Annotated in this window: 16 protein-coding genes; 9 read left to right on the top strand and 7 right to left on the bottom strand. The window is 76.1% G+C overall.

The window, feature by feature from the left end; genetic code table 11:
• Nucleotides 1–43 precede the first annotated feature (43 nt).
• Complete coding sequence (locus tag HOP40_RS28745; protein WP_172164603.1) at nucleotides 44–853, top strand: NAD(P)H-binding protein; 810 nt, start codon at nucleotides 44–46, stop codon at nucleotides 851–853.
• A gap of 51 nt (nucleotides 854–904) precedes the next feature.
• Here HOP40_RS28745 and HOP40_RS28740 read toward each other — a convergent pair whose 3' ends face one another.
• Entirely contained in the window at nucleotides 905–2,302 is a 1,398-nt protein-coding gene (locus tag HOP40_RS28740) for an RNA polymerase sigma factor (RefSeq protein ID WP_172164600.1), read from the bottom strand.
• A gap of 213 nt (nucleotides 2,303–2,515) precedes the next feature.
• Between HOP40_RS28740 and HOP40_RS28735 the strand changes: the two genes are divergently transcribed.
• Nucleotides 2,516–3,400 (top strand): inositol monophosphatase family protein, encoded by an 885-nt coding sequence (locus tag HOP40_RS28735; protein WP_172164597.1) that lies wholly within the window; start codon nucleotides 2,516–2,518, stop codon nucleotides 3,398–3,400.
• Between the two features lie 7 nt (nucleotides 3,401–3,407).
• On the opposite strand, the gene cei is transcribed toward HOP40_RS28735, so the two are convergent.
• On the bottom strand, nucleotides 3,408–4,040 hold the full coding sequence (gene cei, locus HOP40_RS28730; RefSeq protein ID WP_172164594.1) for an envelope integrity protein Cei: 633 nt from the start codon (nucleotides 4,038–4,040) through the stop codon (nucleotides 3,408–3,410).
• The gene (locus HOP40_RS28725) at nucleotides 4,037–5,161 is read right to left on the bottom strand and encodes a phosphotransferase family protein (RefSeq protein WP_172164591.1); all 1,125 of its coding nucleotides are present in this window, start codon (nucleotides 5,159–5,161) and stop codon (nucleotides 4,037–4,039) included. Before HOP40_RS28725 ends, cei begins: the two co-directional genes overlap by 4 nt.
• 220 nt (nucleotides 5,162–5,381) lie before the next feature.
• On the opposite strand from HOP40_RS28725, the gene HOP40_RS28720 reads away from it, so the two are divergent.
• Nucleotides 5,382–5,681, top strand: coding sequence for a DUF4193 domain-containing protein (locus HOP40_RS28720; protein ID WP_172164589.1), 300 nt, complete (start codon nucleotides 5,382–5,384; stop codon nucleotides 5,679–5,681).
• Between the two features lie 60 nt (nucleotides 5,682–5,741).
• On the opposite strand, the gene HOP40_RS28715 is transcribed toward HOP40_RS28720, so the two are convergent.
• Nucleotides 5,742–6,224 (bottom strand): DUF3093 domain-containing protein, encoded by a 483-nt coding sequence (locus HOP40_RS28715; RefSeq protein WP_172164586.1) that lies wholly within the window; start codon nucleotides 6,222–6,224, stop codon nucleotides 5,742–5,744.
• Between the two features lie 134 nt (nucleotides 6,225–6,358).
• On the opposite strand from HOP40_RS28715, the gene dut reads away from it, so the two are divergent.
• Both dut and HOP40_RS28705 read left to right on the top strand, forming a co-directional pair.
• On the top strand, nucleotides 6,359–6,832 hold the full coding sequence (gene dut / locus HOP40_RS28710) for a dUTP diphosphatase (RefSeq protein ID WP_172169405.1): 474 nt from the start codon (nucleotides 6,359–6,361) through the stop codon (nucleotides 6,830–6,832).
• Nucleotides 6,829–9,552: a DUF3710 domain-containing protein gene (locus HOP40_RS28705; RefSeq protein ID WP_172164583.1), complete on the top strand. Its 2,724-nt coding sequence runs from the start codon at nucleotides 6,829–6,831 to the stop codon at nucleotides 9,550–9,552. Before dut ends, HOP40_RS28705 begins: the two co-directional genes overlap by 4 nt.
• Nucleotides 9,553–9,580: 28 nt before the next feature.
• Here the strand turns inward: HOP40_RS28705 and HOP40_RS28700 are convergent, their stop codons facing one another.
• Nucleotides 9,581–10,336, bottom strand: a complete 756-nt coding sequence (locus tag HOP40_RS28700; RefSeq protein ID WP_240157335.1) for an alpha/beta hydrolase — start codon at nucleotides 10,334–10,336, stop codon at nucleotides 9,581–9,583.
• A 99-nt stretch (nucleotides 10,337–10,435) separates the two neighbouring features.
• On the opposite strand from HOP40_RS28700, the gene HOP40_RS28695 reads away from it, so the two are divergent.
• Nucleotides 10,436–10,813: an OB-fold nucleic acid binding domain-containing protein gene (locus HOP40_RS28695; RefSeq protein ID WP_172164580.1), complete on the top strand. Its 378-nt coding sequence runs from the start codon at nucleotides 10,436–10,438 to the stop codon at nucleotides 10,811–10,813.
• A complete protein-coding gene (locus HOP40_RS28690) occupies nucleotides 10,810–11,448 on the top strand; it encodes a DUF3159 domain-containing protein (RefSeq protein ID WP_240157334.1) in 639 nt (212 codons plus the stop codon). Before HOP40_RS28695 ends, HOP40_RS28690 begins: the two co-directional genes overlap by 4 nt.
• A gap of 4 nt (nucleotides 11,449–11,452) precedes the next feature.
• On the opposite strand, the gene HOP40_RS28685 is transcribed toward HOP40_RS28690, so the two are convergent.
• Both HOP40_RS28685 and HOP40_RS28680 read right to left on the bottom strand, forming a co-directional pair.
• The gene (locus tag HOP40_RS28685; protein WP_172164577.1) at nucleotides 11,453–12,109 is read right to left on the bottom strand and encodes a potassium channel family protein; all 657 of its coding nucleotides are present in this window, start codon (nucleotides 12,107–12,109) and stop codon (nucleotides 11,453–11,455) included.
• A gap of 2 nt (nucleotides 12,110–12,111) precedes the next feature.
• Nucleotides 12,112–12,774 carry a potassium channel family protein gene (locus HOP40_RS28680; protein ID WP_172164574.1) on the bottom strand — a complete coding sequence of 221 codons (663 nt, stop codon included), beginning with the start codon at nucleotides 12,772–12,774 and terminating at the stop codon, nucleotides 12,112–12,114.
• Nucleotides 12,775–12,834: 60 nt separating this feature from the next.
• Here HOP40_RS28680 and HOP40_RS28675 point away from each other — a divergent pair, with 60 nt between their 5' ends.
• Nucleotides 12,835–14,865: an APC family permease gene (locus HOP40_RS28675; protein ID WP_172164571.1), complete on the top strand. Its 2,031-nt coding sequence runs from the start codon at nucleotides 12,835–12,837 to the stop codon at nucleotides 14,863–14,865.
• The gene (locus tag HOP40_RS28670; RefSeq protein ID WP_172164568.1) at nucleotides 14,862–16,046 is read left to right on the top strand and encodes a class I SAM-dependent RNA methyltransferase; all 1,185 of its coding nucleotides are present in this window, start codon (nucleotides 14,862–14,864) and stop codon (nucleotides 16,044–16,046) included. Before HOP40_RS28675 ends, HOP40_RS28670 begins: the two co-directional genes overlap by 4 nt.
• Nucleotides 16,047–16,518 lie beyond the last annotated feature (472 nt).

Here is a 16,518-nt window from a genome sequence, read left to right as displayed (position 1 = left end):
GACCCGGTCGGGCGGGAGTGCCGCTCGCCTACCCTCGGGCCCCATGACGATCCTGGTCACCGGCGCCACCGGCAACATCGGCCGCAAGGTCGTCGACCAGCTCCTGACCCGCGGCGCCACCGACGTCCGCGCCCTCACGACCGACCCGGAGCGGGCGGCGCTGCCCGAGGGCGTGGAGGTCGCGCGGGGCTGGCTGCGCCGGCCGCACACGCTGCCCGCGGCGCTGCGCGGCGTCGACCGGATGTACCTCGCCCCGACCCCCGACACCGTCGACGAGGTGCTGGCCGCGGCGCGCGACGCGGGCGTGCGGCACGTCGTCGACCTGTCCGGGGAGCCGGAGAGCTGGTGGGGGAGCGTGACGCGGGCCGTGGAGGCGTCCGGCATCGCGTGGACGCACCTGTGGCCGGGCGACTTCTTCGAGAACGCGCTGACCTGGGCCCCGCAGGTCCGGGCGGCGCGGACGGTGCGCGAGCCGTGGCCGCACGCCGCGAGCGCCCCGATCGCGATGGACGACATCGCCGCGGTGGCCGCGACAGCGCTGCTCGACGAGGGGTCGCACGTGCACCGGGCCCACTCCCTCACCGGCCCGGAGACGCTCCGCCGGACCGCGCTCGTGGAGCGCATCGCCGCGGCGCTGGGGGAGCCGGTCGGGTTCGTCGAGGTGCCGCGCGACGAGGCCGTCGCGGTGCTGGAGCCGGTGATGGGTGCGGACGCGGTCTGGTACGTCGACGCCGTGCTCGGGGGCTTCGCGGAGCACGCGCGGGAGGCGACGCCGATCGTCGAGGAGCTGACGGGGAAGCCGGGCACGACGTTCGCCGCGTGGGCCGTCGAGAACGTGGACGCGTTCCGCTGACACGACGACGGCCCCCGAGCCGGAGCTCGGGGGCCGTGGTCGGGAACGTGCCTAGTCCAGGTAGTCGCGCAGCACCTGGGACCGCGACGGGTGGCGCAGCTTCGACATCGTCTTCGACTCGATCTGCCGGATCCGCTCCCGGGTGACCCCGTAGACCTGGCCGATCTCGTCGAGCGTGCGGGGCTGGCCGTCGGTGAGGCCGAACCGCAGCCGCACCACGCCCGCCTCGCGCTCGGACAGCGTGGCCAGCACCGACTGGAGCTGGTCCTGCAGCAGCGTGAAGCTCACCGCGTCGACGGCGACGACCGCCTCGGAGTCCTCGATGAAGTCGCCGAGCTGGGAGTCGCCCTCGTCGCCGATGGTCTGGTCGAGCGAGATGGGCTCCCGGGCGTACTGCTGGATCTCCAGCACCTTCTCCGGGGTGATGTCCATCTCCTTGGCGAGCTCCTCCGGGGTGGGCTCACGGCCCAGGTCCTGGAGCAGCTCGCGCTGGATGCGACCCAGCTTGTTGATGACCTCGACCATGTGCACCGGGATGCGGATGGTGCGCGCCTGGTCGGCCATCGCGCGGGTGATGGCCTGCCGGATCCACCACGTGGCGTAGGTCGAGAACTTGTAGCCCTTGGTGTAGTCGAACTTCTCGACCGCGCGGATCAGGCCGAGGTTGCCCTCCTGGATCAGGTCCAGGAACGCCATGCCGCGGCCGGTGTAGCGCTTGGCGAGGGAGACCACGAGGCGGAGGTTGGCCTCCAGCAGGTGGTTCTTCGCGCGCTCGCCGTCGCGGACGATCCAGCGGAGGTCGCGGCGCAGCTGCGGGGAGACCTTCTCGCCGGCGTCGATCGCGCGGCGCAGCCGCTCGGCGGCGTAGAGGCCGGCCTCGATGCGCTTGGCGAGCTCGACCTCCTCCTCCGCGTTGAGCAGCGCGACCTTGCCGATCTGCTTGAGGTACGCGCGGACCGAGTCGGCCGAGGCGGTGAGCTCGGCGTCCTTGCGCGCCTGGCGCAGGGCCTCGGACTCCTCCTCGTCCCAGACGAAGTCCGACGACTTCGTGGGGGTGGAGGAGCGCTCGCGGGGGCCGCGGCGGTTGACGCCGGTGTTGGCCGGCTCGTCGTCGTCGTCCTCGTCGTCCTCGTCCTCGTCGGTGGCCTTGCCGGGCACCTGCACGCCCTTGGCGGGCGCGTCGGGAACGAGCTCGGCGTCGTCGAGGTCGACCTCGACCTCCTCCAGGTCGGCGCCCTCGGGGGCTCCGTCCAGCTCGGCGCCGTCGACGTCGGCGCCGTCGAGGTCGGGCTCGTCGCCCGCCTTCTTCGCGGGCGCGGCCTTGGTGCCGGTGCGGGGGGCACGCGGCTTCGGTGCGGTCTTCGCCCGAGGTGCCCGACGTGCCGGGGCGGGAGCGGCGGCCTGGTCGGCCGTCGGCTCGGTACGGGTTGCGGAATCTGCGGCTGCCACCTAGGCCCTCTCACTGCGGTGCGCTCTGTGGTGAGCCGGAGAAAAGCATGCACCGGCTGCCTGACGAGAATCTTGTGTGGTCACGAACCCTGTCGCGTCGCCCCCCGGAGGTACCGGAGGCGGGCGTCCCGCGGCGGGGTGCGGACCCATTGTAACTGCGTGCGCCCGCGGTACTCGCGCCTCGCATCCCGTAGGCGTGTCCGGGGGCCGCGGATGTGGTCGGATGACGCCGTGAGCACCCCCTCCGACAGCCCTGCCCCGACGGTCGACCCGGAGGCGTTGCGCCTGGTCGCGGTGCGGATCGCCACCGAGGCGGCCGAGCACCTGCGCGGCCTCCCGAGGCCCTGGGAGTCCGGTGGCGCGGAGGGCTCGGTCGCCACCAAGAGCACCCCGACCGACGTCGTGACGGCGTCGGACACCGCGGTGGAGACGCTGGTGCGCGAACGGCTCGCCGCGCTGCGTCCGGCCGACGCCGTGGTGGGGGAGGAGCACGGCGGCAGCGCGGGCGTCGACCCCGACCGCGTGGTGTGGGTCGTCGACCCGATCGACGGCACCGTCAACTTCCTCTACGGCCTGCCCTGGTACGCGATCTCGGTGGCCGCGACGCGTGCGGGGCGCTCGCTCGCGGGTGCTGTGGTGGAGCCCGACTCGGGCCGGGTCTGGAGCGCCGCGCTCGGCCGGGGCGCCATGTGCGACGGGCGGCGGCTGGCGGCGTCGGGCGCCACCGACCCGGCGCTGTCGCTGCTGGGCACCGGCTTCGCCTACGACGGGACGCGGCGGGCCCGGCAGGCGGGGATGGTCGCGGCGCTGCTGCCCCGCGTGCGCGACGTCCGGCGCACCGGTTCGGCGGCGCTCGACCTGTGCGCGGTCGCGGCCGGCTGGACCGACGGCTACCTCGAGCACGGCTGCAACTGGTGGGACTGGGCCGCGGCGGCGCTCGTCGCGCAGGAGGCGGGCGCGGTCGTGCGCACGCCCGGCGTCGCGGGGCTGGTGGCTCCCGACGACGGGCTCGGCGCCGACGCCCTGCTCGCGGCCGCGCCCGGGGTCGCCGAGGCGCTGGCGGGTCTGGCTCGCGACGCCGGGGCGGCCTCCGTCTGAGCAGGCGTCAGCAGGGGGTCGTGCTGCGCGCCTCGGCGAGCACGGCCGGGTCCGGTGCGGCCGGGGCGCCGGCCTCGCCGTCGTCGGCGGGGGAGGGGGCGCCGAGCGTCTCCAGCACGTCGCGGACGGGACGGGGCGGGTTGACGTCGCCGAAGCCCGTGCCCACCGCGACGTCGACGGTGTCGTCGGCGCGCTCGTCGCGCACGAGCTCCGCGCACGGCAGCACCAGCGCGAGCGTGCCCGCGGCCGCCTCGCCGGCGGGGCCGAAGCGCACCTGCCCGACGCAGTCCATGTCGCCGTCGGGGTAGAACGGGTCGTTGTCGGGCGGGCCGGCCGTGCCGAAGCCCAGGTCGTCGAGCTGCGCGGCCACCAGGTTGGCCTGGCCGCGCTGGCCGCCCGCGTTGAGCACGCGCACCGGGATCGCGGCGGGCGGCGCGGGCGCGACGGCGTCGAGCGCCCCGGCCTCCAGCGTCACGCCGGGTGCCGTGCCGCCCACCGGCGTCGGGCAGGACTGCGGGCCGCTCGGGCCGGAGGCGCCGACCAGCACCACGGTCCAGGTGACGACCGCGATCACGGCGAGCACCGACACCACGGCGACGATCGGGGTGCGCCGCCTGCGGCGGTAGGGGACCGCGGTCACCGGGCGCTCCGCTCGAGGCCGTGGGCCAGCACGTGCTCGCCCAGCGCGACGAGCGGGTCGACCGCGTCGTCGAGGCCCTCGGCCATCGACGCCGGCACCATCCCGGCGTGCACGCGGGCCAGGATCCCGGCCAGCACCACGGCCAGCTTGAAGGCGCCGAAGGCGACGTACCAGGGCAGCTGCTCCAGGTCGAGGCCCGACCCCCGCGCGTAGGCGGTGGCCAGCTCGGTGCGGGTGGGGAAGCCGGGCAGCCGCGTCGGGCTCGACAGGTGCTGCGCGGCCCGCCACACCGGGTCGTCGTCGGCCTCGTGCCAGTAGACGAGCAGCAGCCCCAGGTCGGCGAGCGGGTCGCCGAGCGTCGAGAGCTCCCAGTCGAGCACCGCGCGGATGCGGCCGGGGTCGTCGGCGTCGAAGAGGCAGTTGTCGATGCGGTAGTCGCCGTGGACGATCGTGTTCCGCTGCGCCTGCGGCACCTCCGCGGCCAGCGCCGCGCTCAGCCCGGTGAGCGCGGTGGCGGTGCTCTCCTCGACGGCGCCGCCCGACTCGCGCGCCGCGTCCCACTGCTTCCCCCAGCGGCGGACCTGGCGGGCCATGAACCCCTCGGGCCGGCCGAAGTCGCCGAGACCGACCTCGTGGGGGTCGACGGCGTGCAGCGCCACCAGCACGTCGACCAGCGCGGCACCGGCGCGCCCGCGGTCGGCCTCGGTGTCGGCCCAGCCCGCCGGCAGCTCGCCCAGCGGCACCACGCCGTCGACGAGCTCCATGACGAAGCACGGCGCGTCGACGGGCGGGCCCTCCTCGGACCAGGCCAGCACGGCCGGCACGGGGACCGCGGTGCCGGCGAGGCCGGTGATGACCCGCCGCTCGCGGCCCATGTCGTGCGCGGTGGCGGCGACCTGCCCGACCGGCGGGCGGCGCAGCACCACCGCGCCCGCCGGGCTGTCGACGCGGTAGGTCAGGTTGGAGCGGCCCCCGCCGATCGGCGACAGCGCGCACTCCGCCCACCGGGGGTCGCCCAGCCGCTCGGCCAACCAGGGTCCGACGGTGCCGGGATCGGCGCCGGGGACGAGGCCGTGGGGGGTGCCGTCGGGTGCGGAGCCGGGGGTCGTCGACGCGGTCACGAACCGGAACCCTAGCCCGCGGCGCGCCGTCGGGCCGGGCCCGTCACGGGCCCCCTCGCGGGGGCTTGACGGGTGGGCTAGGGTTCGCGCCCCGGGACAGGCGCGGGGAGCCCCCGGCGAGTGAGACCGGGGTCACTCCGGGCCCGGGCACAAACACTGCCGCTGTGACGTTGTCCAGCGGCACGACGACGAAGAACTGCTGTTCACAGAGGGTGGGACGATGGCAACCGACTACGACGCTCCACGGCGCAACGAGACCGACGACATGGCGGAGGACTCGCTCGACGAGCTGAAGGCCCGTCGCAACGAGGCTCAGTCGTCCGTGGTCGACGTGGACGAGACCGACACGGCCGAGAGCTTCGAGCTCCCGGGCGCCGACCTGTCCGGCGAGGAGCTCACCGTCAAGGTGATCCCGAAGCAGGCCGACGAGTTCACCTGCTCCAGCTGCTTCCTGGTGCACCACCGCAGCCGCCTGGCCGAGAGCAGCCCCCAGTTCGTCTGCCGCGACTGCGCGGCCTGACGCACCGTTCACCTCGACGCCCCGGACCCGTGGGGTTCCGGGGCGTCCTCGTGTCCCCGGTCAGCGGCCCAGCGCCCTGACCAGCCCCTCGGCGTCGCGCACGCTGACCACCCAGTACGGCGTCGGGTCGGCCGGGTCGGTGACCTCCACCCGCACCACCGGCCGCACCCACGCGCGGTGCAGCAGGTGCGCGGTGGGGTCGAGGTCCGGGCCGAGCGCCACCTGCTTCTCGTCGCGGTCGCGCAGGACGTCGACGCGGCCCACGTGCCGCAGCGCCAGCGCGGCGCCGCCGGCGCGCAGCTCGCCGTCGCGGACCTGCACCCGCACCCGCCCGAGCCAGACCAGCACGGCGACCGCCAGCGGGATCAGCGCGGCGTACCCGATCCAGGCCCGGATGCCCGGGTAGCCCATGTGGATCTCGGCGCCCAGGAGCACCGCGACGCCGATCGCCGGGAGGTACCACCACCACGGCACGGACAACCGCTCGTCGAATCCGGACGTGCCGGACGTCGCAGGGTCCGCGGCCGGTGCGTGCTCGTTCACGATTCCTCAGGGTAGCGTCGGTCGTCGTGTCCGGCCCCGTCGATGCTCCCCAGCAGGCGCCGTCCACCGCACCGCCCGCCGCGCCGTCCCCGCGCGCGCAGGTCGGGCCGCCGGTCGACGAGCGCGCCGCCCCCGTGGGTGGCGCGCGCCCGCTCGAGGTCGAGATCGTGCGGCTCGACCCGGCGCTCCCGCTGCCCGCGTACGCGCGGCCCGGCGACGCGGGCGTCGACCTGGCCTGCACCACCGACGTCGTGCTGGCCCCCGGGCGTCGCGAGCTCGTCGGCACCGGGGTCGCGGTGGCGCTGCCCGCCGGGTACGCCGGGTTCGTGCACCCCCGGTCCGGGCTGGCCGCGCGCACGGGCCTGTCGATCGTCAACGCCCCCGGAACCGTCGACGCCGGCTACCGCGGGGAGATCCGCGTGTGCCTGGTCAACCTCGGGCAGGACGAGGTGCGGCTGGCCCGCGGCGACCGGATCGCCCAGCTCGTCGTGCAGCGGGTGGAGCAGGTGCGGTTCGTGGAGGTCGACGTGCTGCCGGGGTCCGAGCGCGGCACGGGCGGGCACGGGTCGACCGGCGGGCACGCGGTCCTCGGCGGTGGTGCGCGGTGACCGCCGACGCCCGCCTCGGCCGCCGCTCCTCGGCCACCGGCACGTTCGGCACGGCCGCCATCCGCCGCCGCCTCGCCGCCTCGCGCGACTTCGGCCCGTTCGACGCCGAGGACCTCGACCCCGCCGTCGTCGACCCCGGGCTGCTCGACTTCGGGTCCATCCGCGTGCCGGTGCCGCCGGAGGGCTCGGTCACCGTCGAGCCGACGGCCAACGGGCGGCTGCAGGCCGTGCACATCGCGCTGCCCGGCGGGCGGCTGTCGGTGAGCGCGCTGGCGGCGCCGAAGTCGTCGGGCCTGTGGGGCGAGCTGGTGGCGGAGATCGACAGCTCGTTGCGCGAGGGCGGAGCACGGGTGCGTTCGTTCCAGGGCGACTGGGGCCGCGAGCTGCACGCGCAGACCGGCGCCGCGCTGTCGGTGTTCGTGGGCGTCGACGGTGCGCGGTGGATGCTCTACGGCGTCGCCACCGGGCCCGAGCGGCACGCCGCCGGCCTCGACGCGGCGCTGCGGCAGATGCTCAAGGGCACGGTCGTCGACCGGGGCCGCTCGCCGTTCCCGGTGCGCACGGTGCTGCCGCTGACCGTGCCGGAGGAGCTGGCCGACGCCGACGTCGTCGACGACTCGGCGCTCGGGGTGCCCGGGCCGCCTGCCGCCCGTCACGACGCTCCCCGTCACGACGACCCGCCGCGCTACGAGGACGGGCCGCGCTACGAGGACGGGCCGCGCTACGAGGACGGGCCGCGCTACGACGACCCGCTCGCCGAGGGCTCCGGTCCGGCGCGCGCTCCGCAGGGCCGACCGGGCGGGCCGCCGCCCGCCCAGCTGCCCCCCGCTCCTCCGCCCGCTCCTCTGCCGGCCGGTCCGGGCCGGTCCGGGCTGCCCGGTGGGGCCCCGGTGCCGGTCCGCGCGCCCGCCCCGGTGGTGCCCCGGCGCATCGACGCCCCGACGGTCGTGCGGCCCGCGGTGGCGCGCCCCGCCGCGGCGCGGTCGGTGCCGCCGGTCGCCCCGCCCGCCTACCCGCCGCCGCCCGTGCGGCCCGCCGCCGCCGCGTGGTCCGGGGCGTCCGACCCGCGCGGCGCCGATCCCCTCCGTTCCGACCCGCTCCGTCCCGACCCCCTCGGTCCCGGTCCGTCGGGCGGGTCGTGGGCGGAGGAGACGCGGTACGCCGAGCCCGCCGGGCACGAGCCCTCCGCGTACGGGTCCCGGTACCCCGAGTCCTCGCCCTACGACCGCTCGGCCTCCGACCTCGCGCCCTACGAGCCCCCGTCGTACGACTCCCCGTCGTCCTACGGCTCCCGCTCCTACGACGCGCCCTCGTACGACGCGCACTCGTACGACCCGCCCTCCTACGACGCGCCCTCCTACGACAGCCCCTCCTCCGACACCCCGTCGTACGAGTCGCCGTACGGGGCGCCGTCGTACGGGTCGTCGCCGGCCCGCAGCACGGCCGACCCGACGCAGGCCCTGCCCGCCGCCCGGCGCGACCGGCCGCGCGACCGCCCGTCGGAGACGCCCGTCCCGCTGTGGGCCGCCGCCCCGTCCGGCCAGCTCGAGGACGGTCTGGGCGCCGACCCGACCACGGCGCTGGGCCTGGACCCGTCGGGCGACCGCTCCGCCGACCGGTACGCCGTCGCCGACAGCGCCGAGACCGAGTGGTGGCCCGCCCTCGACCGGCACGCTCCTGACCGCCGGACCCCCAACCGCCCCACCGCCGACCGCCCCACGGCCGACCGGCACGACGACGACCCCCGCACCGCCGACCGGCACGACGACGACCGGCACGACGACGACCGGCACGACGACGACCGCCGCGCCGAGGCCGCGCCGACCGAGATCCGGCCCCTGCGCCGCGGCTCCGGGCCGTCGGGCTCCCGCCGCTCGGACGAGCCCTGGTCGGACGAGCCCCGGACGAGCGCGCCCCGCACGAGCGAGCACCGGACGAGCGTGCCGGCCGAGCCCTGGTCGGCGGCCGACCCGTGGGCCGCCGCCACCCCGCTGCACGACGACCTCTCCGCGCCGACCGCGTTCCCCGGGCCGGCCGAACCCACCGCGGCCGCCGCGCCCGCCGACCGCCACCGCCCCGGCTACAGCGGCGCCCGCGACCCCGGCTTCGACGACTCCGGCTACGTCGGCGCCCCGAGCTACGACCCCCGGCGCCACCACCCCGTCGCCCCGCCGGCTGCCGACCCCGCCGCCACCCAGTGGTGGCCCGCGCTCCCGCCCGAGACGCCCGCGGCCGACCCCGCGGCCGACCCCGTCGACGCGCGCCACGGCCGCCCCCTCGAGGACCGCCACCCGGCCCCCGAGTTGCCCCGCACCGGCCGCCGCCGCCGGGCCGAGGACACCGGGACCGGTCCGGCCGCCGAGGCCACCCTCGACCTCGCCGCCCTCGTGCGCGAGCGCCCCGGCCGCCGCCGCTCCCGCTACGAGCCCGAGGCCCCGGCCACCGGGTCCGGGGAGGCCGGCGCCCGGCGCGCCGCCGCCGACCCGCCGCGGCGCGCCGATCCCGACCGCGGCACCCCGTCCGACGACGCCCCGCTCCCGCGGTCCGGGCGCCGCCGCGCGCCCGAGGACGGCGTCACGGACCCCCTGCCGCGGGTCACCGACGACGGCGGGACGGCCCGGCCGCGGCGGCGCCGCAGCGTCGACGTGCCGCCGGACCCCTACTGGGCACCCCTGTCGGCGCGGGGGAGCGACGCGGGCCGCCACTCCCGCCCGCGCTGAGCGGAGCGCTGTGCGGAGCGCTGGGCCCCTACCGTCCCACCGCCCGCCGCCACCCCGCGAGCGCGGCCCGGCCCAGCACGGCGGGGTCGGCACCGAAGGCGTCGAGCGTGGACGTCTCCAGCACCGCGCGGGGGAGCAGTCCGGCCCACCGCCGGGCCTCCGCGAGCGGGTGCACGGCGTCGCCGGTGAGCCCCACGACCCCGGCCGGCAGGTCCAGCCCGGCCAGGTCCTCGCGGGAGGGGCCCGGCTCGGCGGCGGCGGCGTCGAGGGCGTCGGCCAGGCCGGTGCCGTGCGCGGTCCACGCCCGGGCCAGCTCGTCGGCCAGCCAGGCCGGGGCTCCGGCCCGCGCCGCGTCCACCGCGGCCGCGAGCCCTCCGGCCCGCACCTGCGCGGCGGTCAGCCGGGCGGCGAGCGCGGCCGGGGCGTCGACCGGGTCCCCGCCCCAGGCGGGCAGCGCCAGCAGCAGCCCGGCCACCCGGCCCGCCGCCGGACCCGCGGCCGCCCGCGCCGCCCAGCGCACCGCCACGTGCGCGCCCAGCGACACACCGCCGACCAGCAGCGGGCCGTCGGCGCGCTCGAACGCGGCCTCCAGGGCGGCCCGGTACCCGACGACGACGTCCCGGCCCCGGCGCGGCGCGGGCGCCACCAGCGCGATCCCGGCGGCCCGCAGGGGCGCGGCGAACGCCGAGCGCACGAACACGTCATCGGAACCGGAACCGGGCAGCACGACCGCCGCGGAGGGGTGCCGTTCGGCGCTCGGCGCGGCACGCGCGGCTCGGATCACGCGATCGACCCCGTCCGGTGGCATCGACGCAGGTTTCCGGGGAGTTACATTGGAGACCGTAGCGGGCCCGACGGCGGGCCCGGATGTGATGGGGGAGAGATGGGCACCACCGACGGTGGCGCGTTCAAGCGGATGCTCAAGCGCCTGACCAGCGACGTGGACACCCTGGACGCCGACGACCTCTCCTCCGACGCCGAGAAGTCCGGTGCGCAGCGGGCGTCGGACTGCGCCTGCGGCGAGGAGGTCGAGGTGCTCGGTAGGCTCCGCAGCGTGGAGTTCTGCCCCCAGGACGCGAACGCGTCGCTGGAGGCGGAGCTGTTCGACGGGAGCGAGGGAGTCACCTTGATCTGGCTGGGCCGGCGGCGCATCCCGGGCATCGAGCCCGGGCGCACCATGCGGGTGCGGGGGCGGCTCGCCGTCCGCGACGGGCGCAAGGTGCTCTACAACCCGTTCTACGAGATCTGCCAGGCCCAGTGACGGCTGGTCCCGACGGGGAGCGGCCCGCGCGCGAGACACCGACGCTGCTCGACCAGATGGGCGGTGTGTCCGGCGTCGTCGCCTCCAGCATCCCGGTGGGCGTGTTCGTCGTCGCCAACGTGCTGTTCGACCTGCAGCCGGCGATCATCGCCGCGCTCGTGGCCGGCGTCGCCGTGGCCGTGTACCGGATCGTGCGCAAGCAGCCGCTGCAGCCCGCGATCTCGGGGCTGTTCGGCGTCGGCCTGGCCGCATTCATCGCCTCCCGCACCGGCGAGGCCCGCGGCTTCTACCTGCCCGGCCTGATCACCAGCGCCGCCTTCGGGCTGGCGTTCCTGGTCTCGGTGCTGGTGCGCTGGCCGCTGGCCGGGGTCGTGTGGCACGGCGTCAACGGCGACGGGCACGGCTGGCGGCGCAACCCCGCCCTGCTGCGCGCCTACACCTGGGCCACGCTGCTCTGGACGCTCGTGTTCGCCTCGCGCGTGGTCCTGCAGGGCCTGCTCTACGACGCCAACGAGGAGACCTGGCTCGGCATCGCCCGCCTGGCCATGGGCTACCCGCTCACCGGGCTGGCGCTGCTGTTCACGATCTGGGCCGTCCGCCGCGCCCACCGCACGGCGGGCACTCCCGCGACCTGACCGGTCAGCGCTCCAGCGCGGCGCGGATGTCCTCCTCGACGGCCGTGGTGGCGACGAAGAGCAGCTCGTCGCCCGGCTCGAGGGCGTCGTCGCCCTGGGGCACGATCACGCGGCCGCCGCGCAGGATGACGACGAGCGCGGAGTCGCTCGGCAGCTTGACCGAGCGCACCGGGCGCCCGGCCAGCGGCGTGTCCTCGGGCAGCGTGACCTCGACGAGGTTGGCCTGGCCCTGGCGGAAGGTCAGCAGCCGCACCAGGTCGCCGACGGCCACGGCCTCCTCGACGAGCGCGGCCAGCAGGCGCGGCGTGGACACGGCGACGTCGACGCCCCAGTTGTCGCCGAAGAGCCACTCGTTGCGCGGGTCGTTGACGCGCGCGACGACGCGCCGGACCGCGAACTCCGTCTTGGCCAGCAGCGACACCACGAGGTTGACCTTGTCGTCGCCGGTGGCGGCGATGACGACGTCGCAGCTCTCGATGTCGGCGTCCTCGAGCGTGGACAGCTCGCACGCGTCGGCGTGCACCCACTCGGCGGCCTCGACCGTCTCCGGCGCGATGTTCGCGAGCTCGCGCTCGATGAGCATCACCTGGTGGTGGTTGTCGAGGAGCTCGAGGGCGATCGAGCGGCCGACGGCTCCGGCCCCGGCGATGGCGACGCGCATGGTCAGGCCTCCTGCGGGGCGGCGGCCGCGGCGGCCGTGACGTCGCTGACGGTGCCCGAGACGGCGGCGACGTAGAGCGTGTCCTCGGCCTGCACGACGGTGTCGGTCCGGGGCAGCACCCCGGTGCCGAAGCGGACGATGAACGCCACCCGCGAGCCCGTGACGCGCTCGAGCTCCGACACCGGGTGGCCGACCCAGTCCTCGTGCACCGGCAGCGGCAGGATCGCGACCGTGCCCGACGGCTCCCGCCACGCCGACGCGACGCCGTCGGGCAGGATCATCCGCAGCAGCCGGTCGGTGCTCCAGGGCACGGTGGCCACGGTCGGGATGCCGAGGCGCTCGTAGACCGCGGCGCGCTTCTCGTCGTAGATGCGGGCGACGACCCGCTCCACGCCGAAGTTCTCACGCGCGACCCGCGCGGCGATGATGTTGGAGTTGTCGCCGCTGGAGACCGCGGCGAAGGCCTGCGCCTTCTCCACGCCGGCCTCGACGAGCACCTCGCGGTGGAAGCCCTCGCCCACGACCTGGCGGCCGCGGAACTCGGGCCCGAGCCTGCGGAAGGCCTGCGGGTTCCGGTCGACGACCGCCACCTCGTGGCCCAGCCGCTCCAGCCCGGCGACGAGCGACGACCCGACCCGTCCGCACCCCATGATCACGACGTACACGAGGGGGAACGTTAGCGCGCCCGGTGCCCGGACGTCGGGTCGCAGGCATAGGCTGCGCGCGTGTCCACGCTCGCCACCGCGGTGAAGCGCATCCTGGTGGGTAGGCCGCAGCGCAGCGATCGACTCAGCCACACGCTGCTGCCCAAGCGCATCGCGCTCCCCGTCTTCGCCTCCGACGCCATGTCGTCCGTCGCCTATGCGCCGGAGGAGATCTTCCTGACGCTGTCGATCGCCGGCGTCGCGTCGTACGCGTTCTCGCCCTGGATCGGCCTGGCGGTCGTCGTCGTGCTGCTCACCGTGGTCACGAGCTACCGGCAGAACGTCAAGGCCTACCCCTCGGGCGGCGGCGACTACGAGGTCGCGACGGTCAACCTGGGCAGGCGCGCGGGGCTCACCGTGGCGAGCGCGCTGCTCGTCGACTACACGCTGACGGTCGCCGTCTCGATCTCCGCGGCCGCGGCCAACGTCGGCGCGCTGGTGCCCTACGTCGCCGAGCACAAGGTGCAGTTCGCGGTGGCCGCGATCGTCGTGCTCACCGCCGTCAACCTGCGGGGGATCCGCGAGTCGGGCGTGGCGTTCGCGATCCCGACCTACGCGTTCATGCTCGGCATCGCCACCATGATCGTCTGGGGCCTGACGCGCATCCTGCTGCTCGGCGACACCGTGCAGGCGCCGAGCGCGGGCCTCGACCTGGTGGCCGAGGGCGACGCGCTCACCGGCCTCGCGCTCGCGCTGCTCGTGCTCCGCTCGTTCACGCAGGGCTGCGCGGCGCTCACCGGCGTCGAGGCGATCAGCAACGGCGTGCCGGCGTTCCGCAAGCCCAAGTCGCGCAACGCCGCCACCACGCTGCTGCTGCTGGGCGGCATCTCCGTCACCATGTTCATGGGCCTGATCTGGCTGGCCCAGCTCACCGGGGCCAAGATCGCGGAGAACCCGGCGGTGCAGTTCCCCGACGCGCCGCCCGGTTACGTCCAGCAGACGCTGGTGGCCCAGCTCGCCGACGCCGTGTTCGACGACTTCCGCCTCGGCTTCTTCTTCGTCGTCGTGGTCACGGCGCTGATCCTCGTGCTGGCCGCCAACACCGCCTACAACGGCTTCCCGGTGCTCGGCTCGATCCTCAGCCAGGACCGCTACCTGCCCCGCCAGCTGCACACCCGCGGCGACCGCCTCGCCTTCTCCAACGGCATCCTCGTGCTCGCCGGCGTGGCGATCCTGCTGGTCGTGGGGTTCCAGGCCGAGGTCACGCGGCTGATCGCGCTCTACACGGTCGGCGTGTTCACCTCGTTCACGCTCAGCCAGTTCGGCATGCTGCGGCACTGGAACCGCCACCTCGCCACCGAGACCGACCCCGCCGAGCGCACCCGGATGCGCCGCGCGCGCGTCGTCAACGGGTTCGGGGCGGGGATGACCGGGCTCGTGCTGATCATCGTGCTGATCACCAAGTTCACCCGGGGCGCGTGGATCGCGATCGCCGCGATGGCCGTGTTCTACGTCCTCATGCTCGCCATCCAGAAGCACTACGACCGGGTGTCGGCCGAGCTGGTCGCGGGCGACGTCGACGGGGTGCTGCCCTCGCGCAACCACGCGATCGTGCTGGTCTCGACGCTGCACAAGCCGACGCTGCGGGCCGTCGCGTACGCCCGGGCCACGCGCCCCGACGTGCTGGAGGCGGTCACCGTCAACGTCGACGACGCCGACACCAAGCGGCTGATGCGCGACTGGGACAAGCGCAAGATCCCGGTGCCGCTGAAGGTCATCGAGTCGCCGTACCGGGAGATCACCAAGCCGGTGCTCGACTACGTCAGGCGCATCCGCGGCGACAACCCGCGCGACGTCGTCACCGTGTTCATCCCCGAGTACGTCGTCGGGCACTGGTGGGAGCAGATCCTGCACAACCAGAGTGCGCTGCGGCTCAAGGGCCGGCTGCTGTTCCAGCCCGGGGTGATGGTGACGAGCGTGCCGTGGCAGCTCGCGTCCTCGGAACGGGTCGCCACGGCGCGCCCGGAGACCCCGCCCGGCTCGGCCCGGCGCGGGTACGAGACGCCCGCCCGCGACCGCGCCCCCGACCCCCCTGTGAAGGCACGCCGATGACGCTCGACTGGACCGACCGGATCCTCGACCTCGAGATCGGCCCCGTCGCGCACGGCGGGCACTGCGTCGCGCGGTCGGAGGGGCGGGTCGTGTTCGTGCGGCACGCGCTGCCCGGCGAGCGCGTGCGCGCGGTCGTCAACGAGGACGGCGGGGGCGCGTTCTGCCGCGCCGACGCCGTCGAGGTGCTCGACGCCTCCCCGCAGCGCGTCCCGGCGCCCTGCGACTGGGCCCGCGCGGGCGGCTGCGGCGGTTGCGACCTGCAGCACGTCGACCCCGCCGCCCAGCGCGCGCTCAAGGCCACCGTGCTGGCCGAGCAGCTGCAGCGCCTCGCCGGGATCGTGCGTCCGACCGAGGTGGAGGAGCTGCCCGGCGGGCCGCTGGGCTGGCGCCACCGCGTGCGGCTGGCCGTCGACGAGGCCGGGCGCGCCGGGCTGCGCGCGCACCGCAGCCACGACGTCCTGCCCATCGCCGACTGCCCGCTCGCCCCGGCCGGCAGCCTGCCGCCGGTGCTGGAGCACGCGTTCGAGCCCGGGGGAGAGGTGGAGATCGCCTCCGACGCCGACGGGCTGCTGCACGTCGACGCACCCGGCCCGCACGCGGGCGGCTTCCCCGAGGACGGGCCGGTGGTCCAACGGGCCGCGGGCCGGGAGTGGCGGCTCTCGCCCGGCGTGTTCTGGCAGGTGCACCCCGCGCTGCCCGACACGCTCGCCGCGGTCGTCGGCGAGTGGGCGCGGGCGCCGCTCGGCGGGGTGGCGTGGGACCTGTTCGGCGGCGTCGGCCTGTTCGCCGCGGTGCTCGCGGAGCAGGTGGGGCCCGAGGGCGGGGTCACCGTCGTCGAGTCGTCGCGGCAGGCCGTGGCCGACGGGCGGGCGGCGCTGGCCGACCTGCCGCAGATCGGGTGGCGGGTCGGGCGCGTCGAGAAGCTGGTGACCACACTCGACGGGCAGCCCGACGTCATCGTCGCCGACCCGCCGCGCAAGGGCCTGGGCCGCGAGCTCGTCGAGTCGCTGGTGGCGCGCGGGCCGGAGCGGATCGTGCACGTGGCGTGCGACCCGGCGTCGCTGGCGCGCGACGTCGCCCTGTTCGAGGGGCGCGGCTACGCCCTCACCGAGCTGCGGGCGTTCGACGCGTTCCCGATGACGCACCACTTCGAGTGCGTGGCGCTGTTCGTACGGGCGTGAGCCCGGCGGTGCACCGGATCGCTATACGGGCGCCGGGCACGGTGCTGTCGTGGGCGCGGGAGCAGCAAAAGCCCGCGAGTCGGGGTCTCGTTGCGAGCGAGTCGCGGTGTCGTGGTGCGCGAGTCGGGCTGTGACTGTGCGCGAGTCGGGGTGTGGTGATGCGCGAGTCGCGATCTCGCTCGTCCGTCCCACCCGGCTGGCGCGCCCGTCGTCGGCACACCGAACCCGTCCCTCGAACACAGGTTGCGGCTGGTGTGCCGGGTAGGAAACCGGTGTGCGGCGGCCAGCGGGTTGAGTAGAGCCGACCCCGCGCACTCAGTGGCCGCTGGCGCACGTCCTGGCGTGCGCGGAACGCCAGGAGGTGCGCAGCTCGCACCAGGTGCGCGGGCCGCCCGTCGGCCCACCGGCCGGCCGCGCCGGGAGCCCGCACACCGGAACCGGCGTGCGGCGGGCTCCGCCCCGACGAAGCCGC

The sequence above is a fragment of the Pseudonocardia broussonetiae genome (assembly GCF_013155125.1).
In the GTDB taxonomy this organism is placed as follows: domain Bacteria; phylum Actinomycetota; class Actinomycetes; order Mycobacteriales; family Pseudonocardiaceae; genus Pseudonocardia; species Pseudonocardia broussonetiae.
Note: the sequence above shows the minus strand (reverse complement) of the source record. Positions and strands in the feature narration are given on the sequence as shown.